At 68.2% G+C, this 22,464-nt stretch carries 23 protein-coding genes, 1 tRNA gene and 1 pseudogene; 7 read left to right on the plus strand and 18 right to left on the minus strand.

The window, feature by feature from the left end; genetic code table 11:
• Positions 1–4: 4 nt before the first annotated feature.
• The 13 genes from CPCC7001_RS02040 to CPCC7001_RS02100 all read right to left on the minus strand — a co-directional run bounded on the left by CPCC7001_RS02040 (position 5) and on the right by CPCC7001_RS02100 (position 10,533).
• Complete coding sequence (locus tag CPCC7001_RS02040) at positions 5–571, minus strand: peroxiredoxin (protein WP_006909091.1); 567 nt, start codon at positions 569–571, stop codon at positions 5–7.
• Positions 572–618: 47 nt separating this feature from the next.
• A complete protein-coding gene (gene rpmB, locus CPCC7001_RS02045) occupies positions 619–855 on the minus strand; it encodes a 50S ribosomal protein L28 (RefSeq protein WP_006909349.1) in 237 nt (78 codons plus the stop codon).
• A 74-nt stretch (positions 856–929) separates the two neighbouring features.
• Positions 930–2,846, minus strand: a complete 1,917-nt coding sequence (htpG, locus tag CPCC7001_RS02050) for a molecular chaperone HtpG (protein ID WP_043368490.1) — start codon at positions 2,844–2,846, stop codon at positions 930–932.
• Positions 2,847–2,950: 104 nt separating this feature from the next.
• Positions 2,951–3,166 carry a hypothetical protein gene (locus CPCC7001_RS02055; RefSeq protein WP_006909728.1) on the minus strand — a complete coding sequence of 72 codons (216 nt, stop codon included), beginning with the start codon at positions 3,164–3,166 and terminating at the stop codon, positions 2,951–2,953.
• A gap of 93 nt (positions 3,167–3,259) precedes the next feature.
• Positions 3,260–3,976, minus strand: coding sequence for a hypothetical protein (locus tag CPCC7001_RS02060; RefSeq protein WP_156796648.1), 717 nt, complete (start codon positions 3,974–3,976; stop codon positions 3,260–3,262).
• Positions 3,977–4,096: 120 nt separating this feature from the next.
• Positions 4,097–5,269: a lipase gene (locus CPCC7001_RS02065; protein WP_006911796.1), complete on the minus strand. Its 1,173-nt coding sequence runs from the start codon at positions 5,267–5,269 to the stop codon at positions 4,097–4,099.
• Positions 5,262–5,720: a hypothetical protein gene (locus CPCC7001_RS02070; RefSeq protein WP_043368491.1), complete on the minus strand. Its 459-nt coding sequence runs from the start codon at positions 5,718–5,720 to the stop codon at positions 5,262–5,264. The genes CPCC7001_RS02065 and CPCC7001_RS02070 overlap by 8 nt, the downstream gene beginning before the upstream one ends.
• Before the next feature lie 128 nt (positions 5,721–5,848).
• Positions 5,849–6,058 carry a hypothetical protein gene (locus CPCC7001_RS02075; protein WP_006909095.1) on the minus strand — a complete coding sequence of 70 codons (210 nt, stop codon included), beginning with the start codon at positions 6,056–6,058 and terminating at the stop codon, positions 5,849–5,851.
• 200 nt (positions 6,059–6,258) lie between these two features.
• Entirely contained in the window at positions 6,259–7,533 is a 1,275-nt protein-coding gene (locus CPCC7001_RS14925) for a hypothetical protein (protein WP_006910919.1), read from the minus strand.
• A 262-nt stretch (positions 7,534–7,795) separates the two neighbouring features.
• Positions 7,796–8,020, minus strand: a complete 225-nt coding sequence (locus CPCC7001_RS02085; RefSeq protein WP_006909385.1) for a ferredoxin family protein — start codon at positions 8,018–8,020, stop codon at positions 7,796–7,798.
• 27 nt (positions 8,021–8,047) lie between these two features.
• Positions 8,048–9,223, minus strand: a complete 1,176-nt coding sequence (locus CPCC7001_RS02090) for an ATP phosphoribosyltransferase regulatory subunit (protein ID WP_006911117.1) — start codon at positions 9,221–9,223, stop codon at positions 8,048–8,050.
• 33 nt (positions 9,224–9,256) lie between these two features.
• Positions 9,257–10,168 (minus strand): inositol monophosphatase family protein, encoded by a 912-nt coding sequence (locus tag CPCC7001_RS02095; protein ID WP_006909767.1) that lies wholly within the window; start codon positions 10,166–10,168, stop codon positions 9,257–9,259.
• Positions 10,165–10,533, minus strand: coding sequence for a 2Fe-2S iron-sulfur cluster-binding protein (locus tag CPCC7001_RS02100; RefSeq protein ID WP_043368493.1), 369 nt, complete (start codon positions 10,531–10,533; stop codon positions 10,165–10,167). The genes CPCC7001_RS02095 and CPCC7001_RS02100 overlap by 4 nt, the downstream gene beginning before the upstream one ends.
• 38 nt (positions 10,534–10,571) lie before the next feature.
• Between CPCC7001_RS02100 and CPCC7001_RS02105 the strand changes: the two genes are divergently transcribed.
• Positions 10,572–10,658, plus strand: a tRNA-Ser gene (locus tag CPCC7001_RS02105).
• A 131-nt stretch (positions 10,659–10,789) separates the two neighbouring features.
• On the opposite strand, the gene pstB is transcribed toward CPCC7001_RS02105, so the two are convergent.
• The 3 genes from pstB to pstC form a co-directional block, all read right to left on the minus strand.
• Positions 10,790–11,557 (minus strand): phosphate ABC transporter ATP-binding protein PstB, encoded by a 768-nt coding sequence (gene pstB, locus CPCC7001_RS02110; RefSeq protein ID WP_369699355.1) that lies wholly within the window; start codon positions 11,555–11,557, stop codon positions 10,790–10,792.
• 110 nt (positions 11,558–11,667) lie between these two features.
• Positions 11,668–12,594 (minus strand): phosphate ABC transporter permease PstA, encoded by a 927-nt coding sequence (pstA, locus tag CPCC7001_RS02115; RefSeq protein ID WP_006909801.1) that lies wholly within the window; start codon positions 12,592–12,594, stop codon positions 11,668–11,670.
• Between the two features lie 25 nt (positions 12,595–12,619).
• Entirely contained in the window at positions 12,620–13,609 is a 990-nt protein-coding gene (gene pstC / locus CPCC7001_RS02120; RefSeq protein WP_006910347.1) for a phosphate ABC transporter permease subunit PstC, read from the minus strand.
• Between the two features lie 158 nt (positions 13,610–13,767).
• Here pstC and dnaK point away from each other — a divergent pair, with 158 nt between their 5' ends.
• The 4 genes from dnaK to murQ all read left to right on the plus strand — a co-directional run bounded on the left by dnaK (position 13,768) and on the right by murQ (position 18,685).
• Positions 13,768–16,191 carry a molecular chaperone DnaK gene (dnaK, locus tag CPCC7001_RS02125; protein WP_006909683.1) on the plus strand — a complete coding sequence of 808 codons (2,424 nt, stop codon included), beginning with the start codon at positions 13,768–13,770 and terminating at the stop codon, positions 16,189–16,191.
• A complete protein-coding gene (locus CPCC7001_RS02130; protein WP_006909629.1) occupies positions 16,188–17,135 on the plus strand; it encodes a DnaJ C-terminal domain-containing protein in 948 nt (315 codons plus the stop codon). Before dnaK ends, CPCC7001_RS02130 begins: the two co-directional genes overlap by 4 nt.
• 138 nt (positions 17,136–17,273) lie before the next feature.
• Complete coding sequence (locus tag CPCC7001_RS02135) at positions 17,274–17,726, plus strand: DUF3110 domain-containing protein (RefSeq protein WP_006909103.1); 453 nt, start codon at positions 17,274–17,276, stop codon at positions 17,724–17,726.
• Between the two features lie 14 nt (positions 17,727–17,740).
• Entirely contained in the window at positions 17,741–18,685 is a 945-nt protein-coding gene (murQ, locus tag CPCC7001_RS02140; RefSeq protein ID WP_006911024.1) for an N-acetylmuramic acid 6-phosphate etherase, read from the plus strand.
• Here the strand turns inward: murQ and mtnP are convergent.
• Positions 18,661–19,623 carry an S-methyl-5'-thioadenosine phosphorylase gene (gene mtnP, locus CPCC7001_RS02145; protein ID WP_006909877.1) on the minus strand — a complete coding sequence of 321 codons (963 nt, stop codon included), beginning with the start codon at positions 19,621–19,623 and terminating at the stop codon, positions 18,661–18,663. The genes murQ and mtnP overlap by 25 nt on opposite strands.
• A 98-nt stretch (positions 19,624–19,721) precedes the next feature.
• On the opposite strand from mtnP, the gene CPCC7001_RS02150 reads away from it, so the two are divergent.
• Positions 19,722–20,162 carry a peptidylprolyl isomerase gene (locus CPCC7001_RS02150; protein ID WP_006910370.1) on the plus strand — a complete coding sequence of 147 codons (441 nt, stop codon included), beginning with the start codon at positions 19,722–19,724 and terminating at the stop codon, positions 20,160–20,162.
• A 69-nt stretch (positions 20,163–20,231) separates the two neighbouring features.
• On the opposite strand, the gene ribBA is transcribed toward CPCC7001_RS02150, so the two are convergent.
• The gene (gene ribBA, locus CPCC7001_RS02155) at positions 20,232–21,863 is read right to left on the minus strand and encodes a bifunctional 3,4-dihydroxy-2-butanone-4-phosphate synthase/GTP cyclohydrolase II (RefSeq protein WP_225867267.1); all 1,632 of its coding nucleotides are present in this window, start codon (positions 21,861–21,863) and stop codon (positions 20,232–20,234) included.
• 182 nt (positions 21,864–22,045) lie between these two features.
• Between ribBA and argC the strand changes: the two are divergent.
• Positions 22,046–22,464 (plus strand): annotated as a pseudogene (gene argC / locus CPCC7001_RS14265) (N-acetyl-gamma-glutamyl-phosphate reductase); the annotation flags it as partial.

The raw sequence follows: 22,464 nt of genomic DNA on the forward strand, positions 1-22,464 counted from the left end.
GGGCTCAGACCTGCAGAGCCTCGAGGGCCGTCAGCACCTCGGCGCTGTGGAGGCTGGGCCGCACTGCCACCCAGCGCTGCCGCAGCACACCCTGCGGATCGATCAGGAAGGTGTGGCGCTGGGAGAAGGGAGCGATCCAGCTGCCGTAACGGGCGCTGACACGGCCGCCCGGGTCGGAGAGCAGCGGGAAGGCCAGCCCCTCGCTGCCGCAGAACTCGCTGTGGGACTCGGCATCGTCGGCGCTGACGCCGACCACGGCGGCCCCGGCGGCGCGGAAGCGGGCCAGATCCCTCTGGAAACCCCGGGCCTCCAGGGTGCAACCACTGGTGAAGTCGCGCGGATAGAAGTAGAGCACCAGCCACTGGCCCCTGAAGTCCTCCAGGCCCAGCTCGGCCGCTTCGGCCTTGCCACCGTCAGCCGGCACGACTCCCGCCAGCCTGAAGGCAGGCGCGGGCTGATCGAGCGCTGGCAGGGTGCCGCCGAGGGCCCTGGCCGCAGCTGGTCGCAGCAGGCCGGTTGCAAGGAACCCCGCGCCGGTGATGGCCAGGCGGAGCAGGTGGCGCCTCAGCATCGGGTGATCCAGCCCGCAGGGTTCGGCCGGTAAGGAACCCGGTGCGTTCAGAGCTTGGCCAGGTTCACGCCCAGTTCCTTGGCGTAGGCCCCCAGACCCTTCTTCTGGATGGTGCGCAGAGCGCGGGTGGACACCCGCAGCCTCACGAAGCGGTTGCCCTCGGCCCACCACAGGCGCCGCTCCTGCAGGTTCACCTGCTGGAGCTTCTTGGTGCGCACATGGGAGTGGGAGACGGCCATGCCGTTGTTGGCGCGCTTGCCGGTGAGCTGGCAGACCCGGGACATGACCTACAACCGTTCAGAACAACCTCTGGGCATCAGCCCAAGCGAAGACTTTATCAAATGGAATGGGCCCCGCTTCAGAAGCCCCGCTCCATCAGCTGCCCCATCAGATCGCAGCTGCGCTGCTGGAAACCCGCCAGCTGGTTCGGCTCCAGGCCCCCCACCGCCAGGCGCGCCATCTCGTAGATGTGGCGGCTGAGGGCGTTGGCGAGTTCCTGGCTGGGGGAGCTGCCGCTGCCGGTGATCACCGAGCCGGCGCTCAGCTTCAGCAGGCCTTCCACCAGTTTGTGGCGCCGGTTGATCAGTAGCACATGGTGATCCGGCAGGCCGGGCAGGCGCTGCTCCATCAGGGCGCCCATGTCGTTGATGCGGCGCATCTGCTCCGGCAGCAGGATCAGGGCGGCGGGGGCGTTCTCTCCCTTGAGCGCCTGGATCTGAAGGGTCACCTTGTCGTCGGCCAGGGCGGCCTTGAACAGCTCCCGCAGCTTCTCGGAGGCATCCTTGCCGTCGGCATCGGCCAGCTCGCTCTCCTTCTCCTGCAGGGAGTCGTCGAGTTCGGCATCCACCCGCTGGAACTTGAGTTCCTCGTGGCGATACTCCAGCCAGGGGATGAACTGGGTGTCGATGAAGGTGTCGGCGAGCAGCACTTCGGCGTCCTGGCTCTTCCAGAGGGCCAGGGCTCCAGCCTGGCCGGCCTCATCGGTGCAGTACAGCACCCGCTTGTCGTTGTCGGCGCTCAGCCGGGAGCGGTGGCCGGAGAGGGTGGTGTAAGCCCTGCCGTCTGCCGCAGGGATGGGATCGAGGGCCTGCCCCTCGGAGGGCTCTCCTTCCAGGGGCGAGGCGGTGGTGCCGAACAGCACCAGGTCGGCCACCTGGTCGGCGAACTTCTCATCCTCCATGGCACCGATCTTGATGAACGGGGCCAGGGATTCCCAGATCTCGGCGTAGCGCTTGGGGTCATCGCGGTGCAGCTCCTTGAGCCGATCGCCCACCTTCTTGGCCACGAAGCCACCGATCGAGCGCACGCGCCGGTCGGTCTGTAGGGCTGAGCGACTCACGTTCAGGGGGATGTCGGGCGAATCGATCACGCCGCGCAGGGGCAGCAGATAGCGGGGCACCACCTCCTTGATCGAGTCGCTCACGAACACCTGGTTGCAGTAGAGCTTGATCTCGCCCTTTTCCCAGTCGGCCCGACCGGTGGATTTCGGGAAGTAGAGGATGCCCTGCAGGGTGTAGGGGTAGTCGGTGTTGAGATGCACCCAGAGCAGCGGATCGCCCTGGAAGGGATAGAGGTAGCGGTAGAGCTGGATGTAGTCGTCGTCGCTGAGGTCCCGGGCGCTCTTGCGCCAGGGCGCCTCCCGCTTGTTCACGGTTTCCCCCTCCAGCTGCACCTCCACCGGCATGAAGTCGCAGTAGGTGGTGATCAGGGAGCGGATGCGGGCCGGCTCGATGTACTCCAGCTCCTCCTCCATCAGGTGGAGGATCACGTCGGTGCCAGGCTCGCTGCGCTCGGCCGCCTCCAGGCTGAAGTTGGGGGAGCCGTCGCAGCTCCAGCGCACGGCTTCCGATCCCTCGCGGGCGCTGAGGCTCACCAGCTCCACCTGGCTGGCCACCATGAAGCTGGAGTAGAAGCCCAGGCCGAAGTGGCCGATGATCGCGTCGCTCTCGCTCTTGTACTTCTCGAGGAAGTCTTCGGCGCTGGAGAAGGCCACCTGGTTGATGTAGCGCTTCACCTCATCGGCGCTCATGCCGATGCCGTTGTCGGAGATGGTGAGGGTCTTGGCCTCGCGGTCGATGCGGATCTGGATGCGGCCTTCGCCGCCCTCGCTGCAGTCGCCGGCCATGGCCGCCATACGCCGCTTGCTGATGGCATCCACGCCGTTGCTCACCAGCTCCCGCAGGAACACCTCATGGCCGCTGTACACGGCCTTCTTGATGATCGGGAAGATGTTCTCGGTATGGATCTGGATCTGGCCCTGTTCGGCTTGCAGCACCGTTCCACTGTCATCAACGAGGCCTCCAGAATCTCCGGTGGCGGGGCTTGCCGCCAAGGGGGGCGGATGGGCAGGAAACCGTCCCAGGGCGGGGTGAGGCCGGGTCAGCCCTGCGCTTGGAACAGCTCCCCCTGCACCACCCGCTGCCAGCTCGGGCCATGGCCCATCCCCACCGAGAGCGGCCCCTGAGCCCGCTTCCTGGGTCTGGGGCGTGGCCGCTGGGCGGGTTGCACCGATGGGGGCGGTGGAAGGGTGAGCGCCGGTGGCAGCCAGCCGACATCCACGGCCCGGAACACGGCGTAGGGAGAGGCGATCGCCATGGTGCATTTGTACTCAGTACACCCGTACTAAGGCCTGATTCCTATGGCGTCAAGGCCCTGTGGCCCGGTCTCTACGGGCGGTTCATGCAGGGGTCAGGTCGGAAGCACCCGCTGCTCGAGCTCCCGGTACGCGTGTTCGGAGGAGGGGTCCACGGCGAAGCGCGTCCAGGTGCTGGCCTGATCCGGCCGTTCCGAGACCAGGGGCCAGTCGATGCGCTGACCGCCGTAGGTGAGCCCAACACAGGTGAGGGTGTCGTCGCCGCCGAGGAGCGACCAGAGCAGGCGCAGCTCATCCCGGCGGTAGGCGAGAGGTTGAGCTTCGTCGGCCCGTTCCGGCTGATGGCCCGGCAGCTGTTGCACGTCTGCCGCGGTGCTGCAGGCCAGATAGGTGCCGGCGTCGGTGGGGTAGAACCAGCAGGCCTCGTTGGCCACTTCCGCCAGAGGAACCTCGTCCAGGCAGCGCAGCGCCTCCAGCTGAAGGGAGTCTGCCGGATGGCCCACGGGCTGGTCGCGTCTCTCACCCTGCTCTCCAGAACCCTGCAGCTCATAGACGCCGAGGCTGAGGGCGCCGATCTCCAGTTCAGGCACCAGCGCATTGCAGAAGGGCCTGCTGTCGTTCTCCAGCTGGTCGATCAATGCCTCCAGGCCTGGGGCGTTGCCGTCGTCCTCAGGACTGGTGAAGATCCGCAGCCTTCTGGCCTGGCGGACACCCGCGGCCTGGGCCGCCACCAGGGCCGGCCAGTCGAGATTGCCGCTCGGCAGCTGGCCGTGGGGCGCCAGCACGAACACGGGGACATGAAGCCTGGTCATGGCCGGTGCCATCCGGGGAGGTGGTGGATCTGGGCAGGAAGGGGACGAACGCCGAGCTGAGAAATGGGAAGTGGAACCGGAACTGGACGTTGACGTGGACTTGGATCGTAAGGAGGACGCTCAGGGTGCCGGTGCGGCGCCGGGCTTCCCCGCAGACCAGGGCAGGGGCTGTTCCTGCTCCGCGTCGATGGCGTCGCGGTAGGCGCTGATGAAGTGATTCGGCCCGATGTCGCCGCGGGAGGCGGTGAAGCCCCAGGGCTTGCCCCCGTGCACGTACACGATCTGCTGGGTCTTGGTGGGGGGCAGCTCGGGCACCACATCCGCCTGGTTCACGACCCGGTAGTGGTCCGGAATGCGCTGGCTGAAGGCCGTGGCGAAGGCGGGATTGCCCAGCCGCGGGCCTGCATAGGTGTAGAGCCTGAGCCTGCCCGCGAAGGCCGGCAGCCGCTGGGCGATGTCGAGGGCCGCCAGGCTGGCCAGTGGGGCACCGAGGCTGTGGCCGCCCAGCACCAGGGGCTTGCTGGGATCCAGCTTCCGAACGGCTGTGATCACGGCCGGGCTGAGGCGGGCATAGATGGTGGCGAAGCCGCGGTGGATGGCGCCGGGAAAGTCGAACTGCGGCATCTGCCGGGACACCACCTGCCGGGCGTTGATCGTCTGGATCCACTCGTGGCCGCGCTGGGTGCCGCGCAGCACCAGCAAGTGCTGTTCTGGACCGGTGAGCACGAAGCCCCAGTACACCGGGTAGCTCCACTGCACCACCAGGGCCGAGCCGGCCAGCCCCTGAATCCGCTGCCGCCACAGGGCGGCGACCGGCGCCAGGGGATCGGACGCCGGATTGTCCTCCAGCTGCAGGCGCTTCTCGGCCGTCACCATCTCCGGGCCCTTGATGGCGCTCACCTGGGTGTAGCCGGCGAGGCGCTCGCTGAAGCTCGGCAGGCCCTGGATCGCGCCCCGGAAGCGCAGGTTGTACTTGCCCGTGAGGTACTGCTCGGTGGCCACGCGGCTGGCCAGGATCAGGGTCTTGGAGAGGTCACGGTCGTAGGGAACCGAGGGGGGACGCAGCCGCAGATCCGCCTGGATCCGCTGCACGGCTGCGGTGGCTTCTCCATCGCCGTTGATGGCGTTGTCCACGGCCTGGTTCACAGCCCGGGGGTTCTGCAGAAACTCCTCGATGAACTGCGCCTGGAGGCTCACAAGGCTGCGGTGCCGCAGCAGGGCGTCCACGCCCGAAACGGCGCTGCCCAGGCCTAGCCCGGCCAGCAGCACCTGCCGCCGGCTCCAGTCAGGCATCGATCGGCCCACCCCGTCGCAGCTTCCGCTGGTGCAGAAACCCATTCATCAGGAACTGGTTGGTGGAGGCGCCCAACGTCCACGTGCCGCTCATCAGGGCCGCGGAGAGGGCGTAGTTGTCTCCCACCGGCAGCACGGCACCGAGAACCACACAGCTCAGCCAGGCCAGCAGGGCGATGGCCCCGGCGCCCACCAGGTTCGCCAGCTGGCCCAGGATCGCGATCGGATTGCGCGGCACCCGGAATGACCAGCGCCGGGCCAGGTTCCACACCATCTTGGCCAGCAGCAGCACGGCGATCACCAGCACCGGCGTCAGCCAGGTGTGAAACAGTCCCAGGATCGCCTGAGCCAGGGCATAGTCCACCACCAGCTGCTGGCCGACCTCGTAGCGCCGCAGCAGGGTGCTGCCGAGGGTGTCGTCGGCCTCGTGCTCTGGGGCCGGGAGGCGCATGATCTGACAAGCCCACCCACTCACGAAGAGGCTAGGTCTGCCGTCCGGTTGGGTCAGCCTTCGGGCCGATCATTGCCGGGGTGTTCTGCGCCGGGGCCGTTCCTGTCCCGATCCCGGCGGCGTTGGGATCAGTGCTGGCGATAGGCCGGATCGACCCAGCAACGGGGGAGGCCCTCACCGGAGGGGAACTGCAGGCCGGTCTTGGCGAAGGCCGCACGGTCCTGCATTTCCTCGCCGGCGTGCAGTCGGCCTTCCACCTTGGTGACAAAGGGATCGAACAGCTGATGGAGATTCAGCACTTCCATCAGGGAACCGTCCTCGCGGGTCTTCAGGAACATGGTGTCCTCCCTCTTGCTGGCATCCCTTCTCTAAGTCAAACCGCAGCCGGTTCCAAGGTGGGATTCCCACCCCCTGGCGTTGAGAGGGCAGGAGGTGAGGTTAACCCTGCAGTGGAAAGACCCAACGCTGGAGTGCAGCAGTGCTCTTGTGCATTGGGATCAAGAGGTTGTGCCCCGGAATCAGAGAACGATCTCTGACTTCAAATGAAGGTGGCGGATCCGAACGCATTCACCACCAACGTGCCGCTCTGCAGTGCAAAGGAGCGACCTCGGAACCCACCAATCCGCTCAAAGCGCTGGATGTCCATGGTGACGAGACCACTGGAAATGGTGGCCCGAGTCCGATCAGTATCATCACGAACAATCGCGTAGGTGCCGCTGCCCAGCCTGATTCGATCCTTCTTCCCGGCTCCGCCATCAAACGTTCCACTGCCGAAGCCCGACAGCACGTCATTGCCTTTGCCCATGCGGGTGAAGCCGGAGCCATTGAAGCCGCCTTGCAGTGCATTCACCTGATCGCGCCCCTTGCCCGTGTCGATGATGCCGTCGTTCTCGATGCCGAAGGCATTGCCAGAACCGCTGTTGGTGGCACCACCGATGATGCGGTCGTTGCCGTTTCCGGTTTTCAGTTCAGCGCCGGGGTCATTCTCAATTCCGATGGCTGTACTTGAGCTGGCAGCCGTTGCGGAGCCCTGGATGCGATCATTCCCGGAGCCGGTATTGATGTCAGCACCCCCGTTGTTGAAGATTCCTTCGGCAAACGAGGAGGTGCTGTTTGCTGTGCCCTCAACCCGGTCGTTGCCTGCGCCGGTTGCAATCACACTCGCCACATCGTTGTCGATGCCGATGGCGCTAGAACTCGTGCTTATTGCCATCCCCTGCACTTTGTCTCGGCCCGAACCCGTCAGGATTCGGGACGCACCATCATTGTCAATACCCCGACCGGATCCTGAGCCCTCGACGCGGTCATTCCCCGATGCGGTGTTGATTTCAGACCCATCGTCTAATTCGATGCCATCGAATAAGCCAGTGCCATTGATCCGGTCATTGCCAGCCCCTGTCTTGATTTTCGAGCCATCGTCTAGCTCTACTCCGTTGCTTGTGTTTCCGCTGCCTGTAACCGTGTCTTTGCCGGAGCCAGTGTTGATCTCAGACCCGTCATTCAGCCGGATGCCATCACTGGTGCCCGTGCCAGCCACCCTGTCGTTGGCTGCTCCGAGATTCAGTCTGCCGCCGTCATCAAGCTCAATGCCATCGCCGCTGCCGCCGCTGCTTGCTCCTTCCACGCGATCCTTGCCCGGGCCGGTGATGAGCGAGCCAAGGATGTCGATCCCCGGGGATGTTGAGGACACGCCGCGGATTCTGTCGTTGCCGCGCTTCGCATTGGCAGTGAATCCTGCTGCCAAGGTCCAGCCGTCGAGGGACTCGGCGACGTCTTTTTTGTTCGTGAACGGAAACGTGAAAAGATCTGCCACGGTGTGCGGTTGACTTCTAGTGGCTCAACAGTAGCCGCACAACCTCACAATGGCGCAACGGGTTGCTGAGTGTGACGCTCCCGGTCATGGTGTGCCGTATCCATCACCATCCGGGAGCTGTTCGCGGAGAGCTGCCATCAGGTTTTGCAGGATTCTGTCTTCTCACTCCCACTCTTCTGCTGAACGGAAATCGACAACTTTTCGCTCCCTGGCCTGCCGACTCCACGTCAGCGTATGCCCATTCAGATCATCTGAATGGGATTCAACCAGCCTTCTGCAGCTCCGGCTTCTCCTCCGGCAGGATCGCCCCTTCCACCGGGCACACCTGCAGGCAGATGCCGCAGTCGATGCAGGTGTCGAAATCGATCCAGTAGAAGCCGGTTCCCTTGCTGTTGGCCCCCTGACCGGGATGGATGCAGGCCACCGGGCAGGCATCCACACAATCGGCCACCCCTTCGCAGACGTTGGTGACGATCGTGTGGGCCATGGTGGGGGGCTCGGGCTGGGGGAGATCCTAGGAAGCGAGCCAGTGCACCCTGGGGCAGCCCCGCTCGGCGGCGACGGCTTCCGCCTGGGCGCGGCTGGGCAGGGGGCCCGGCAGCAGTTCGGCCTGGGTGCCTACGCGGTGCAGGGCCTCCAGGGTGTCCAGCGCCATGGCCAGCTGGCTGGCTTCGGCATAGGCCACCAGCTCGGGAGCGTCACAGGCAGATGCCGGCCCGGCGTGCACCAGTTCGCGCACGGCTTCCACGTCGAAGGCGAAGCCCACGCCTGCCGCGCTCGTGCTGCTGTCGCAGAAGCGCCCCACCAGCGCGTCGTAGCGGCCCCCACCGGCGATCGGCACCGGCGCCTGGTGGCCCTGGCACACCAGCTTGAGCACCAGACCGTCATAGAGATCGAAGTGGGGCTGGAAGGTGGGATCCAGCTGCACGGTCACGCCCTGCCGCTCGGCCGCCGGCATCAGCATCGCCAGGGTGTGGCCGAGATCCTTCAGCAGTTGCACCGGGCCGAGCCACTGCTCCAGCTGATAGAGCACCTGGGAGGGGGTGCCCCGCAGGCGCATCAGGGCCGTGAGCCGCTGGCGATCGCTGCCGTTCAGATTCAACCGATCCAGGGCGATCGGATCGAAGCTGGTGAGCGCAGCCCGCGCCGCCGCCTGCTGAGTGCTCGGCACCTGTTGCAGCAGGGCCTTGAGCACGCCGTGGTGGCCCACCAGCAGCCGCGGCCGGTGCTCGGCCCGCAGACCCAGGTTGCCCGCGGCCGCCAGCAGCAGCCGGGTGAGTTCGGCATCGGCGGCCGCGCTGGGCTCGCCCAGCAGCTCCACGCCGCTCTGCAGCTGTTCATGGATGCGCTGCATCCCGGTGTCGGCCACGCTGCTGCGGAAGGTGGACCCTTCGGCCCAGAGGCGCAGCGGGCGCGGCAGGCCGGCCAGGCGGGTGCTGGCGGCCCGGGCGATCGAGGCGGTGAGCTCGGGGCGCAGCCCCAGGGGTTCATCGGCGGCCAGCCGTACCAGCTCACGGCTGTCGATGCCACCGCCGGCCGCGAGGGTGTCGAGCCGCTCGAAGCCCGGTGGTGCCACTTCCTGGTAGCCCCAGCGTCGGTACACCGCCGCCAGGTCGGCGCAGATGCGGCGGTTGCGCTCCACCTCGCGCGGGTTGAGATCCCTGGCGCCGGCGGCGGGTTGCAGGGCCATGGGCGCGGGCGGGAGGGCTTACGGAGGCCGATCCTATGGAGCGGCCTGATCGAGCTCCGGGGCGCCGAAACTGGCGCCGCTCAGCGGCCGGCATGTGGCCAGGCCCTCCACCAGCGCTGCGTGGAGCTGCGGAGCGCAGGCGATCAGGCGGCCCTCGTTCAGCACCAGCGGACTGCCGTCGTAGGCGCTCACCCGGCCGCCGGCCTGCTCCACCAGCACCACTCCGGCCGCGAGATCCCAGGCGGACAGCCCCCGTTCCCAGTAGCCATCGAGCCGTCCGGCCGCCACGAAGGCCAGATCCACCGCGGCGGCGCCGCCCCGGCGCACGCCATGGGTGCGATGGGTGAAGTAGGCGAATTCGGCGTAGTTGTTGTCGAGGCGGGTAAAGCGGTCGTAAGCGAAGCCGGTCACCAGCAGCGCGTCCTGCAGGCGGCTGCAGTCGCTCACCTGCAGGCGCTGCTCGCTCCCGCTCTCCTGGCTGCGGCACCAGCTGCCGCGTCCCGGCCCCGCCCAGTAGAGCTCCTGCAGGGCCGGCACCGCCAGCACCCCCAGCAGCGGCACACCCTGCCAGCACAGGCCCACGGAGCAGCCGAAGAACGGATAGCCGTGGGCGAAGTTGGTGGTGCCATCCAGCGGGTCCACACACCACTCCAGCGCGCTGGTGCCGCTGCGCCGGCCGCTTTCCTCGGCCAGCACCCCCAGGTCCGGCGTCTCCCGGCGGAGCAGATCGAGCACGGTGGTCTCGGCCGCCAGGTCGGCCTCGGTCACCAGGTCACCGCAGCGGCCCTTCTCGCGGATCTGACGCACCTGGCCGAAGTGGCTGCGCAGCACCGCGCCCCCCGCTTCGGCGGCCTTGAGGGCCACATCCAGCAGCGCATCCCGCTCGGATGCGGTGAGGCCCGACTGCGCGAAGGCCTGATCGGAGCCGGGGCGCCAGCCGCTCATTCCTCATCCAGGGGCAGACCGGTGCGCACCTTGCCACGGCCGAAGTAGCGGCCGAACTGCAGGTCGTAGACCTCATCCTCATCCTGGGTCTCCACCTCCAGCGGTCCGGTGGCCCGGGCCACACAGAGCAGGCCGTAGCCCTGCTGGCGCAGCTCCCGCGAGAGGCCGAGGGCTTCGCGATGGTCGATGCTGCCTTCCAGCACCCGCACGGCGCAGGCGGTGCAGCAGCCGTTGCGGCAGCTGAAGGGAAGCGGGTCGCCCTGCTGCTCGAAACTGCGCAGGATGTACTCGCCCTCGGGCACGTCATGCCGGATGGTGCGGCCGGTCTGGCGCCAGTGGACGGTGATCGGGTAGGTGGTGGTCATGCTGCTACATTGCCACTCGAGTGCCCCATTTTGCCGCTGGAGAGGTGGCCGAGTGGTCGAAGGCGCAGCACTGGAAATGCTGTATAGGGGCAACTCTATCGAGGGTTCGAATCCCTCCCTCTCCGCTTCCCAATCACCGGCCTGATGGCCGGTTTTTTTATGTCCGCGCAGCCCAATCATCAATCTTGGGCAGGGTTCGGCTCCTGCTGTGTGTTCTCCCTCTGCAGGCTCCCACCAGGCTCCCAGCAGGTTGTTGTCAACCGAAACGGCCCGTGACGTAATCCTGTGTGGTCTGCTGGCTGGGGGAGTTGAAGATGGTTTCCGTGTCGTTGAATTCCACCAGGTAGCCCACCTTGCCCGAGCCCCCACTCACCGCTTCGGCGTTGTAGAAGGCGGTGAGGTCGGCCACCCGCACGGCCTGCTGCATGTTGTGGGTCACGATCACGATCGTGTAGCTGCGCTTGAGCTCGTGCATCGTTTCCTCGATCTTCAGCGTGGAGATCGGATCGAGCGCCGAGCAGGGCTCATCCATCAGGATCACCTCCGGTTCGGTGGCGATGGCCCTGGCGATGCAGAGACGCTGCTGCTGGCCGCCCGAGAGGGCCAGACCGCTTTCCTTGAGCTTGTCCTTGCACTCATCCCACACGGCGGCCTTGCGCAGGGAGCGCTCCACCAGCTCGTCCATGTCGCCCTTGTAGCCGTTGATCCGGGCGCCGAAGGCGATGTTTTCGTAGATGGTCTTGGGAAAGGGATTCGGCTTCTGGAACACCATGCCGATGCGGCGCCGCACCTCCACCGGATCCACCCGCTTGTCGTAGATGTCATGCCCGTCAAACACCACGCGTCCCTTGAGGTGGCAGCCGGGGATGAGATCGTTCATGCGGTTGAGTGACCGCAGCACGGTGGACTTTCCGCAGCCCGATGGGCCGATGAAGGCCGTCACCTTGCCTCGGGGAATCTCCATGTACACGTTCTTCACCGCCTCGAAGCTTCCGTAGGAGATGGTCACCCCCTCCAGCGACATGCAGATGTCGGGCTTGGCGGCTTCGGCGGAGCGCTGGCTGGCGATCGGTGCGGATGTCATGAATGAGATGGAAGAACGTCGTCGTGGCCGTCGATGATCGTTGATGCAGTTCAGGTGCGGGCCAGGCTGCTGAGCCAGCGGGCCAGCAGATTGGCCACGAGAATCATCATCACGAGCACGAACGAAGCGGCCCAGGCCAGTTCGTTCTGGGCCTCGTAGGGCATGATCGCGAAGTTGAAGATCAGCACCGACATGGTGGCGATCGGGTTGAACACGCCATCCGGCCAGAAGGGTGAGAACAGGGCCGTGAAGATCAGCGGAGCCGTTTCCCCCGCAGCCCGGGCGATTCCCAGCACGATGCCGGTGGCGATCGGCGTGAAGGCGGCCGGCAGGGTGATGCGCATCACCGTGACGAACTTCGAGGCTCCCACGCCGTAGGCCCCCCAGCGCAGCTCCTGGGGCACCAGCTTGAGCCCCTCGTCGGTGGTCTTGATCACCGTGGGCAGCATCAGGGTGGCCAGGGCGATGCCGCCGGCCACGGCGCTGTAGCTCTGGTTGAAGAAGATCCGGGTGGCCACCACCACCCCGTACACGAACACGCCGCAGATGATCGAGGGCACTCCGGCCAGCACGTCATTGCCGAAGCTCACGAAGCGGGCGAACCAGCCGCGCTGGGAGTATTCGGTGAGGTAGATCCCTCCGCCGACGCCGATGGGCACGGCGATCAGCGAGGCGATCAGTGTCACCACCAGGGTGCCCAGCACCGCGTTGCCGATGCCTCCTCCCTCCAGACCGGGTGGCGGCGGCAGCTCGGTGAAGAGTCGCAGGCTGATCAGCCGGCCTCCCTGAATCAGCACGAACAGCAGCACCAGCACCAGGGGCAGCACGGCCACGGTGGCGAACAGGGCCACCACGGAGGTGCAGAGGCGATTGATGCGGTTGCGCTTGAGGCTGGGGTCGAAGCGCAGCGGCCGACGCACGAACAGGCTGTCGGCTTGCTGAGGTCCGTCCAGGGGCAGGGGAGAGGACGTTGCCATGACGGAGGGTCTCAGACGGAGGGTCTCAGTAACGGAGGCTGAGGCGACGCACCAGCCACTGGGCCAGCACATTCACCAGGAAGGTGAGCACCATCAGCACCAGAGCCGCGTACATCAGGGCCGACACCTGAATGCCGCTGGCCTCACCGAACTGGTTGGCGAGCATGGCGGCAATCGTGTTGCCCGGTGCCAGCAGGGAGAAGCTGAAGTTGAGGGAATTGCCGATGATCATGGTGACGGCCATGGTTTCGCCCATCGCACGTCCAAGGGCGAGCATCACGCCGCCGGTGATGGCCGACACCGCCGCCGGCAGGATCACGCTGGTGATCGCGCCCCAGCGGGTGGTGCCCACCCCGTAGGCGCCCTGGCGCAGCTCCGGCGGCACCTGATTGAGGGCGTCGCGGGAGATGGCCGTGATGATCGGCAGGATCATCACCACCAGGATCAGGATCGCCGGCGCCATGCCGGGCCCTTTCGGCGCGGTGTCGAACAGGGGCGACCAGCCCAGCAGGCTGTGCAGCAGGTTCAGCGCCGGCCGGATGGCCGGCTCCATCACGAAGATCGCCCAGAGCCCGAGCACCACCGAAGGGATGGCCGCCAGGAGCTCCACCATCAGCCCCAACGCATCACGCAGCAGGGGGGGCACCAGGTCTTCGGTGATGAAGATCGCAGTGCCCACCCCGAGGGGAACGGCGATCAGCAGGGCGAGCAGGGAACTCACCAGGGTTCCGTAGATGGCGATCAGTGCGCCGTACTGGTCGTTGACCGGATCCCAGGCCGAGGTGGTGAGGAAGCCGAGCCCGAAGCTCTGGATCGCCTCCTGGGAGCCTCGCAGCACCACCAGAAAGATTCCCAGCAGCAGCAGGGCCACCACGGCGGCCAGGCTCAGCGTGAGCTGGCGGAAGCCGATATCCAGCAGCTTCTCGGCGGGGGGCCGCCGCCGCAGGGTGAAGGCGTCAGCGCTGGCCTCGCCGAGCGCCTTGCCGCTGGCCGCTGGAAGGAGGTCCGCCGTCATGAAGATCCCGAGGCGCTGCGGTCAGCCCAGAGGTGGCCGAGCCGCCTTGAGCCGCCTTGAATGTACGAAGGAGCCCCCATCCTTGCTTTAAGCCGTGATTAATGCCGGCCCGCCCGGTAGTTTTGGGGCGCCAGAGGGGTGACGGGGCCGCGCTGTTCATGGGTCGCATCGTCGGCATCGACCTCGGGACCACCAACTCGGTGGTGGCGGTGCTCGAGGGCGGCCGTCCGGTGGTGATCGCCAGCGCCGAAGGCAGCCGCACCACGCCGTCGGTGGTGGGCTTCAGCCGCGATCAGGAGCTGCTGGTGGGGCAGCTGGCCCGCCGCCAGCTGGTGCTCAACCCCCGCAACACGTTCGCCAATCTCAAGCGCTTCGTGGGACGCCAGTGGGAGGAGCTGGAGGAATCCAGCCTCGGAGTGCCCTACACGATCCGTGCCAACGACCAGGGCAACGTGCGGGTGGTGTGCCCCGCCACCGAGCGGGAGTACGCCCCCGAGGAGCTGGTGGCCAGCATCCTGCGCAAGCTGGTGGATGACGCAGCCACCTACCTCGGCGAGCCGGTGGAAGCTGCCGTGATCACGGTGCCCGCCTATTTCAACGACGCCCAGCGCCAGGCCACCCGCGATGCCGGTCGCCTCGCCGGCATCGCCGTGGAGCGCATCCTCAACGAACCCACCGCCGCCGCGCTGGCCTACGGCTTCGATCGTGCTGCCGCCAAGCAGGTGCTCGTGTTCGACCTCGGCGGCGGCACCTTCGATGTGTCGGTGCTGCGCATCGCCCAGGGGGTGTTCGATGTGAAGGCCACCAGCGGTGACACCCAGCTGGGCGGCAACGACTGGGACCGCCGCATCGTGGACTGGCTGGCGGACGGCTTCCAGAAGGAGCACGACCTCGACCTTCGCCGCGACCGCCAGGCCCTGCAGCGCCTCACCGAGGCGGCGGAGAAAGCGAAGATGGAACTGAGCGGGGTGCAGACCACCCCGATCTCGCTGCCGTTCATCGCCACCGGCGCCGACGGCCCCCTCCACATCGAGACGAGCCTCGAGCGCAGCCGCTTCGAGGCCCTCTGCCCTGATCTGCTCGACCGGTTGCTGCGTCCGGTGCAGCGGGCCCTGCGCGATTCCGGCCTGGCGGCTGATGAAATCGACGACGTGGTGCTGGTGGGGGGCTCCACCCGCATGCCCATGGTGCAGGCGATGGTGCGCACCCTGATCCCGCGGGAGCCCTGCCAGTCGGTGAATCCCGACGAGGTGGTGGCGATCGGGGCGGCCGTGCAGGCCGGCATCCTCACCGGCGAGCTCCGCGACCTGATGCTCAACGACGTCACCCCCCTGTCCCTGGGGCTGGAGACGATCGGTGGCGCCATGAAGGTGCTGATTCCCCGCAACACGCCGATTCCGGTGCGCAAGAGCGATGTGTTCAGCACGTCGGAGGCCAACCAGAGCTCGGTGGAGATCCACGTGCTGCAGGGTGAGCGCCAGATGGCCTGCGACAACAAGAGCCTGGGCCGCTTCCGCCTGTCCGGCATCCCGCCGGCCCCCCGGGGCGTGCCCCAGGTGCAGGTGTCGTTCGACATCGACGCCAACGGTCTGCTGCAGGTGTCGGCCACCGACCGCACCACCGGGCGCCAGCAGAGCGTGAGCATTCAGGGCGGCTCCAACCTCAGCGAAGAGGAGATCGCCAAGCTGATCGAGGAGGCGGAGCAGAAGGCGGCGGAGGATCGCCGCAAACGCGCCGCCATCGACCGCCGCAACAAGGCCCTCACCCTGGTGGCCCAGGCGGAACGCCGCCTGCGGGATGCGTCGGTGGAACTGGGGCCCTATGGCGCCGAGCGCCAGCAGCGGGCGGTGGAGATGGCCCTGCGGGACGTGCAGGATCTGATGGCCCTCGAGGAGCGCGGCGACGCCGATCCGGGCGAACTCGACCTGGCGGTGAGCCAGCTGCAGGAGGCGCTCTATGCCCTCAACCGGCGGCTGCTGAGTGAGCGTCGCAGCGAGCAGGGGCCGCTCCAGGGCCTCAAGAACACCCTGGGCTCGCTCAAGGACGAGCTCTTCGCCGACGACGACTGGGACGATTGGAACCGACCCGGCAGCGATCCCTGGGCCATGCCCCCGGGTCGCTATGGCGGATCCTTCGGTGCCGGCGCTGGCTACGGCCGCGATCGGGGCTGGGCCGACGACGGGGGCCGCCGCGAGCCCCTGGAGAGCTACGGGGCCGGCGGATACGACACGGACCGCTATGGGCCCGAGCGCTATGGGCCCGAGCGCTACGGGGCCGACCGCTACGCGCCTGCTCCAGACGAGGCCGACCGGTATGCCCCTGAGCCCTCCTATGGCTCCGGTCGTTCCCAAGCTGAGCCCTACGGAGCTGACCCCTACGGAGCTGATCGTTACGGATCTGATCGCAATCCCGCCGATGACCTCGATCGGGAGGATCCGGCGGCCTACGACCCGGCGCCGTACGGAGCCGCGCCCGCGGAGCGTGGGCCCTACGAGACCCCAGCTCCGCGCCGGCAGGCCCGCGGCGGCATCCCCCGCCAGGTCGCTCCGGTACCCGACGACGACCCCTGGGGTGACGTTTGAGTCCGGTGAGCCCGACCCCCCATGCTCCACCGGACTACTGGGCGGTTCTCGGCCTGGACCCCGGTGCTGACCCCGCCAGCCTGAAACGGGCCTTCCGCGCCCAGGCACGCCGTTACCACCCCGACCTCAACGGCAACGACCCGGTGGCCGAGGAGCGGTTCAAGCTGGTGAACGAGGCCTATGCGGTGCTCTCGGATCCACGCCGAAGGACCGCCTGGGAGCGTGGTGACCATCCCACGCCCGCCGGGCCGGTGGACCCGTTCGCCAGCGGTTTTCCCCGGTTCGAGGACTACCTCGCCGAACTGTTCGGCCAGCGGAGCCGTGGTGCTCCATCGGACCTGGAGGATCCGGACCCCGATGTCGATCCTTCTCCCGGTGGACCGGTGACCCCCTCACCGGCGCCCCCGGCACCGGTGCAGGCCTCCGCCGACCTGGAAACCCTCGTGGACCTCACCCCGGAGCAGGCCCTGCAGGGGGAGCGGGTGGAGCTGACCCTCACCGACGGCACCGTGGTGGAGGTGTGGACCCCGCCCATGGCCGGCGATGGCTGGCGCCTGCGGCTGGAGGGGGTGGCGCCGGGGGGTGGTGACCACTTCCTCCATCTGCGCGTCCGCACCGAGGACGGCCTGCGCATCGATGGCCTCAGGGTGCACTTTCCGCTGGAGCTCTCCCCCGCCGAGGCGGCCCTCGGCTGCCAGGTGGTGGTGCCCACCCTGCGGGGGCCCGTGAAGCTCACGGTGCCGCCCTGCTCCTCCAGCGGCCGGCTGCTGCGCTTGCGTGGCCGAGGGCTGCGCTGGGGCGAGCAGCGCGGCGACCAGCTGGTGGAGGTGAAGATCGTGCTGCCGGAGCGGCTCGACGATGCCGAAACGGCCCTCTACAGCCGCCTGCTGGAGCTGGCCGATGAGGCGCTCCAGCAGCGGGAGAGCGACGCCATGGGGCTCTGACCCCGGCAACCGGCGCTTGCCAGGGCTGACTCTCGGCCTTCCGGCGCTGTCTCGCTGGGTTGCGATCACCGGCACCATCGCCCGGCCATCGGCGAGCGATGAGACACTGGATAGCCTGCCGCACCTTTCGCCATTCCCATGCCGGTGCACGTGCTGCTCTTCGATCCAGGAACCGATCAGGAGGGCATCCACTCCCTCGAGATCAACGGCCGCACGGTGGTGCTGCTGTTCGAAGCCCGGGACGATGCCGAGCGCTACGCCGGTCTGCTCGAGGCCCAGGATTTCCCCGTGCCCAGCGTCGAGGCCCTCGATCGCTCCGAGATGGAGCAGTTCTGCCGCGATTCCGGCTACGAGGCCCGCTTCGTGCCCGTGGGTTTCCTGCCCCAGACGGCGGAGGACCGGCTGCTGATCGCGCCCCCCGAGCGCAACATGGACGTGCACAACTGGCAGGAGCAGGCCGCCGCCGCCGGCACGGTGGGTGGCGGTGAGCCCGGCCGGCCGGCCGGCGCCGAGCGGGCGGCCGCCGAGCCCATCAGCAGCGGCGATCCCGAGCTGGAGGCCTTCCGGCGTCAGCTGGAGGGGCTGTTGTGAGTGGGGGTGCAGCCGTGGGCACCGATCGCGGCCATCTGCTCACGGAACAGGCCAATCCCCTCAGCGCCACCCTCGACCAGCTGCCCACCGCGGCCCTGGTGGATCTGTTCTGCCGCAACGACCTGGAGCCCCAGCGGGCCGTGGCCGAGGCGGCTCCGGCCCTCACCGCCGCTGTGGAGGCGATCACCCGGCGGCTCCGTGACGGCGGGCGGCTCTTCTATCTCGGTGCCGGCACCTCCGGCCGGCTCGGGGTGCTGGATGCGGCCGAGTGCCCGCCCACCTTCTGCACGCCGCCCGAGCTGGTGCAGGGGGTGCTGGCTGGGGGAGCACCGGCTCTGCTGCGCAGCTCCGAGGGGCTGGAGGATCTGGAGGAGGCCGGCCGCAGCGACCTGGAGGAGCGGGGCTTCGGCCCGGGGGATTGCCTGGTGGGCGTCGCCGCCGGCGGCACCACCCCCTACGTGCGGGGCGGCCTGCAGCACGCCCGTGCCATCGGGGCCCTCGCCATCGCCATGGCCTGCGTTCCCGCCGATCAGGTGCCGATGCCCTGCAGCATCGACATCCGCCTGCTCACGGGCCCGGAACTGCTGGCGGGGTCCACCCGCCTCAAGGCCGGCACCGCCACCAAGATGGCCCTCAACATCCTCTCCACCGGCGTGATGGTGAGGCTGGGCAAGGTGTACGGCAACCGCATGGTGGATGTGGCGGTCACCAACGCCAAGCTGGAGGACAGGGCTCTGCGCATCCTGCGGGATCTGGCCGGGGTGGACAGGAGCCGGGGGGCTGAGCTGCTGGAGCGCTCCGGTGGTTCGGTGAAGCTGGCCCTGCTGATGGAGGCCTCCGGGCTGGAGGCCGACCGGGCCCGGGCCCTGCTGGAGACCCACGGTCCCAGCCTGCGCGACACCCTGGCGGCCTGTGGCGCAACCCTGGCCCCTGCTCAGTCGGCGAACGCACCCCAGTAGGGGCTGGTGAACAGGTCCACCTTGCGGCGGGTCGTGGGAGGCACGTGCTCCGGTGGTGTCATCAGGGCATGGCGCAGGGCCTGGTGGAAGCTGCTGGTGGGGCGCAGATCACCGATCCGCTCGGCGGCCATGCGCACGATCTGCTGGGCCAGCGCAGCGTTGGCGCGCAGGTTGTCGATCACGAGCTCCACGGACACCGAGGCGTGCTCCTGGTGCCAGCAGTCGTAGTCGGTGACCATGGCCAGGGTGGCATAGGCCATCTCCGCCTCCCGGGCCAGCCGCGCCTCGGTGTGGTTCGTCATGCCGATCACGCTGCAGCCCCAGCTGCGGTAGAGCTCCGACTCCGCCCGGGTGGAGAAGGCCGGACCCTCCATGCAGAGGTAGGTGCCGCCGCGGTGCAGCTGGCGGCCGGCGGGCATCAGGCTCTCGCCCACATCGGCCAGCAGGCGGCTCAGCACGGCGCAGAACGGATCGGCAGCGGTCACATGGGCCACCACGCCCTCGCCGAAGAAGCTCAGGGGGCGCTGGTGGGTGCGGTCGATGAACTGATCCGGCACCATCATGTCCAGCGGGCGGAACTGCTGCTGCAGCGAGCCCACCGCTGACACCGACAGGATCCAGCGCACGCCCAGGGAGCGCAGAGCCCAGAGGTTGGCCCGGTAGGGCACCTCGCTGGGCAGATAGCTGTGGTGGCGGCCATGGCGGGCCAGGAACACCACCTCCAGGTCATTGATGCGACCCAGCCTCAGGCTGTCCGACGGGCGGCCGTAGGGGGTGTCGACCGTGATCTCACGCACATCCTCCAGTCCCTCCATGGCGTAGAGCCCGCTGCCGCCCAGCACCCCGAGCCGGGCCTGGCGCAGATCGCCACCCACGGAGGCTGCCGTCGCCCCCGTTGCCTGGGTGGGGGAGGAGGGGCTGGGGCTGGAGGAAGGCATCGGGCTCTCGTTGGGGCTGGGCAGCGGGGCAGGGCCGACTGCAACCGGCCCCCATTGTCGTCATGGCCCCATACAGTCGTGTTTTGCGCTCTGAGCCCGTGACCAAAGCCCTGATGGAGACGGATGCCGGCACGATCGAACTGGACCTGTTCGACACCGACGCTCCGAACACCGTCGCCAACTTCACCAAGCTGGCCAAGGAGGGCTTCTACGACGGTCTGGCCTTCCACCGGGTGATTCCCGGCTTCATGGCCCAGGGCGGATGCCCCAACAGCCGTGAGGGCTCCCGCGGCATGGCCGGCACGGGCGGCCCCGGCTACCAGATCGACTGCGAGATCAACAGCCAGAAGCACAAGGCCGGCACCCTCGCCATGGCCCACGCCGGCCGCAACACGGGTGGCTCGCAGTTCTACATCTGCCACGACGCCCAGCCCCACCTGGACGGTGTGCACACCGTGTTCGGCCATACCCCCAACATGGACGTGGTGATGGCCCTCAAGAACGGCACCCGCATCAACAAGGTGACCATTCAGGACTGAGCCTCAGGACTGAGGTCTCAGCCCTGAGGTCTCAGCACTGGGACCGGCAGCGGGGCTTCGGCCCCGCCGCTAGCCCCACACCAGGAAGGCTTCGGCCTTGAGGGGCAGAGCCGTTCCCCCGGCCGCCAGCAGCTCCGCCAGGGGCCGGTGCTGGGGTTCGAGCTGCGCCTGCGGGTGATTGGTGCGCTGGGCATCCGGGGCCAGCAGCAGCGCCACGCCGCGGGTGTGTGGCCAGCGGGCCAGCCGCTGCAGCAGGTCGGTGAGGCCCGCCTCCGCCAGGCTCTCCTGGCCCGCCCCGGGGCCGATCAGCACGGCCAGGGCCGGCTGGTGCAGCAGGGCCAGCAGGCGGGGATGCTCCTCCCGGCCCAGCTGAAGCCCCTGCTCCAGGGCCCAGGCCTGCAGGTGCTCCAGCCGCTCCGCCAGCGTGTGGTCATCGCTGGTGCCGCTCCAGGCCAGCACCGCGGTGGGGCCGAGGGGGCAGCTGGGACCCTCCCCCATCAGGTGGCCGAGCTTGGAGCGTTTCACGGCCAGATAGGCCGCGTTGTGAACGCCGGCATCCATCACCAGCGGCACCCGATCCACCACCTGCAGCCCGTAGCCGCCGAGACCGGCGATCTTGCGGGGGTTGTTGGTGATCAGGCGCAGACGCTGCACCCCGAGATCACTGAGGATCTGGGCCCCCACGCCGTAGTTGCGCAGATCGGCGGGGAAGCCCAGCCGTTCGTTCGCCTCCACCGTGTCCAGGCCCGTGTCCTGGAGGGAATAGGCCTTGAGCTTGTTGATCAGGCCGATGCCACGGCCCTCCTGGCGCAGGTACACCACCACCCCCTCACCGGCCTCCTCCAGCATCCGCAGGGCGGCCTCCAGCTGGGGCCGGCAGTCGCAGCGCAGGGAGCCGAAGGCATCGCCGGTGAGGCACTCGCTGTGCACCCGCACGAGCACCGGGCCTGGGGCCCGCTCCGGGTGTCCCTTCACGATCGCCACGTGTTCGCTGCCGTCGAGCTCGTTGCGATAGCCGATGGCGCGGAATTCGCCGAAGCTGCTGGGCAGGGCTGCCTCGGCCTGGCGGCGCACGAACCGCTCGGTGTCGAGGCGGTAGCGGATCAGATCGGCGATGTTGATCAGCCGCAGGCCGTGGCGGGCGGCATAGGCGGCCAGCTGGGGCAGGCGGGCCATCGAACCATCGGGGTTCTGGATCTCGCAGATCACCCCGGCGGGGTAGAGGCCGGCGAGGCGGGCCAGGTCGACGGCGGCTTCCGTGTGGCCGGCCCGTTTGAGCACGCCTCCCTGGCGGGCGCGCAACGGAAAGATGTGCCCGGGCCGGCGCAGATCGCTGGGGCGGGTGCCGGGATGGATCGCCACCTGGATGGTGCGGGCGCGGTCGTCGGCCGAGATGCCGGTGCTCACCCCGTTCTCCGGGCCCGCGTCCACGCTCACGGTGAAGGCGGTCTGGTTCTCGTCGGTGTTGCGATCCACCATCAGCGGCAGATCGAGGGCGTCGAGCCGTTCCCCCTCCATGGCCAGGCAGATCAGACCCCGGGCCTCGGTGGCCATGAAGTTGATCTGCTCCGGCGTGGCGAACTGGGCGGCGCAGATCAGATCGCCCTCGTTCTCGCGGTTTTCGTCATCCACCACCACGATCGATTCGCCGTTGCGGATGGCCGCCAGGGCATCGGCGATGGCATCGAACCGGATGGGCACCGCCGCCGCCGGGCTGCCGGGATCCTGGTCCTGAGGGGCCGGGTTGGGTGACGGGTCGCGCAGGAGGGCCAACGGCGAGGAGGGGAAGGGGCGGAGAAGGGTTTCCCTGGGACGGCGCCGGACAGGTCAGGGCGCAATCATCCTTTATAAAGCCCGGGTCGTCCCACGGTGAACGTTCCGCCATGGCCAGCCAGCGCGTTGCCGTGATCGGTGCCAGTGGGTACGGCGGTCTGCAGACCCTGCGGCTCCTCCAGGGCCATCCGGCCCTGGAGGTGACCTTTCTGGGCGGAGAACGCAGCAGCGGCAAGCGCTGGAGCGAGATCACCCCGTTCCTGCCCCTGCCCGGCGACCCGGTGGTGCAGAGCCCCGATCCCGAGGCGATCGCCGCCGCCGCCGACTTCGCCGTGCTGAGCCTGCCCAACGGCCTGGCGGCCCAGCTGGTGCCGGCCCTGCTCGATCGCGGCGTGCGGGTGGTGGATCTCTCCGCCGACTACCGCTACCGCTCCCTGGCGGCCTGGCAGGCCACCTATGCGGCCGAAGCCCGGGCCGTTCCCCGGCAGGACGATGAGCTCTGCGCCGAAGCGGTGTACGGCCTGCCGGA

The organism is Cyanobium sp. PCC 7001 (genome assembly GCF_000155635.1).
Lineage (GTDB): Bacteria > Cyanobacteriota > Cyanobacteriia > PCC-6307 > Cyanobiaceae > NIES-981.

Bases quoted from the DNA above. Each gene is read 5' to 3' on its own strand.
- CPCC7001_RS02040 (WP_006909091.1), bottom strand. From the start codon at position 571: ATGCTGAGGCGCCACCTGCTCCGCCTGGCCATCACCGGCGCGGGGTTC.
- rpmB (WP_006909349.1), bottom strand. From the start codon at position 855: ATGTCCCGGGTCTGCCAGCTCACCGGCAAGCGCGCCAACAACGGCATG.
- CPCC7001_RS02055 (WP_006909728.1), bottom strand. From the start codon at position 3,166: ATGGCGATCGCCTCTCCCTACGCCGTGTTCCGGGCCGTGGATGTCGGC.
- CPCC7001_RS02060 (WP_156796648.1), bottom strand. From the start codon at position 3,976: ATGACCAGGCTTCATGTCCCCGTGTTCGTGCTGGCGCCCCACGGCCAG.
- CPCC7001_RS02065 (WP_006911796.1), bottom strand. From the start codon at position 5,269: ATGCCTGACTGGAGCCGGCGGCAGGTGCTGCTGGCCGGGCTAGGCCTG.
- CPCC7001_RS02070 (WP_043368491.1), bottom strand. From the start codon at position 5,720: ATGCGCCTCCCGGCCCCAGAGCACGAGGCCGACGACACCCTCGGCAGC.
- CPCC7001_RS02075 (WP_006909095.1), bottom strand. From the start codon at position 6,058: ATGTTCCTGAAGACCCGCGAGGACGGTTCCCTGATGGAAGTGCTGAAT.
- CPCC7001_RS02085 (WP_006909385.1), bottom strand. From the start codon at position 8,020: ATGGCCCACACGATCGTCACCAACGTCTGCGAAGGGGTGGCCGATTGT.
- CPCC7001_RS02090 (WP_006911117.1), bottom strand. From the start codon at position 9,223: ATGGCCCTGCAACCCGCCGCCGGCGCCAGGGATCTCAACCCGCGCGAG.
- CPCC7001_RS02095 (WP_006909767.1), bottom strand. From the start codon at position 10,168: ATGAGCGGCTGGCGCCCCGGCTCCGATCAGGCCTTCGCGCAGTCGGGC.
- CPCC7001_RS02100 (WP_043368493.1), bottom strand. From the start codon at position 10,533: ATGACCACCACCTACCCGATCACCGTCCACTGGCGCCAGACCGGCCGC.
- pstB (WP_369699355.1), bottom strand. From the start codon at position 11,557: ATGTCGCTGGAGGGGGTGACCATCTCCTACGGAAGCTTCGAGGCGGTG.
- pstA (WP_006909801.1), bottom strand. From the start codon at position 12,594: ATGGCAACGTCCTCTCCCCTGCCCCTGGACGGACCTCAGCAAGCCGAC.
- pstC (WP_006910347.1), bottom strand. From the start codon at position 13,609: ATGACGGCGGACCTCCTTCCAGCGGCCAGCGGCAAGGCGCTCGGCGAG.
- dnaK (WP_006909683.1), top strand. From the start codon at position 13,768: ATGGGTCGCATCGTCGGCATCGACCTCGGGACCACCAACTCGGTGGTG.
- CPCC7001_RS02135 (WP_006909103.1), top strand. From the start codon at position 17,274: ATGCCGGTGCACGTGCTGCTCTTCGATCCAGGAACCGATCAGGAGGGC.
- mtnP (WP_006909877.1), bottom strand. From the start codon at position 19,623: ATGCCTTCCTCCAGCCCCAGCCCCTCCTCCCCCACCCAGGCAACGGGG.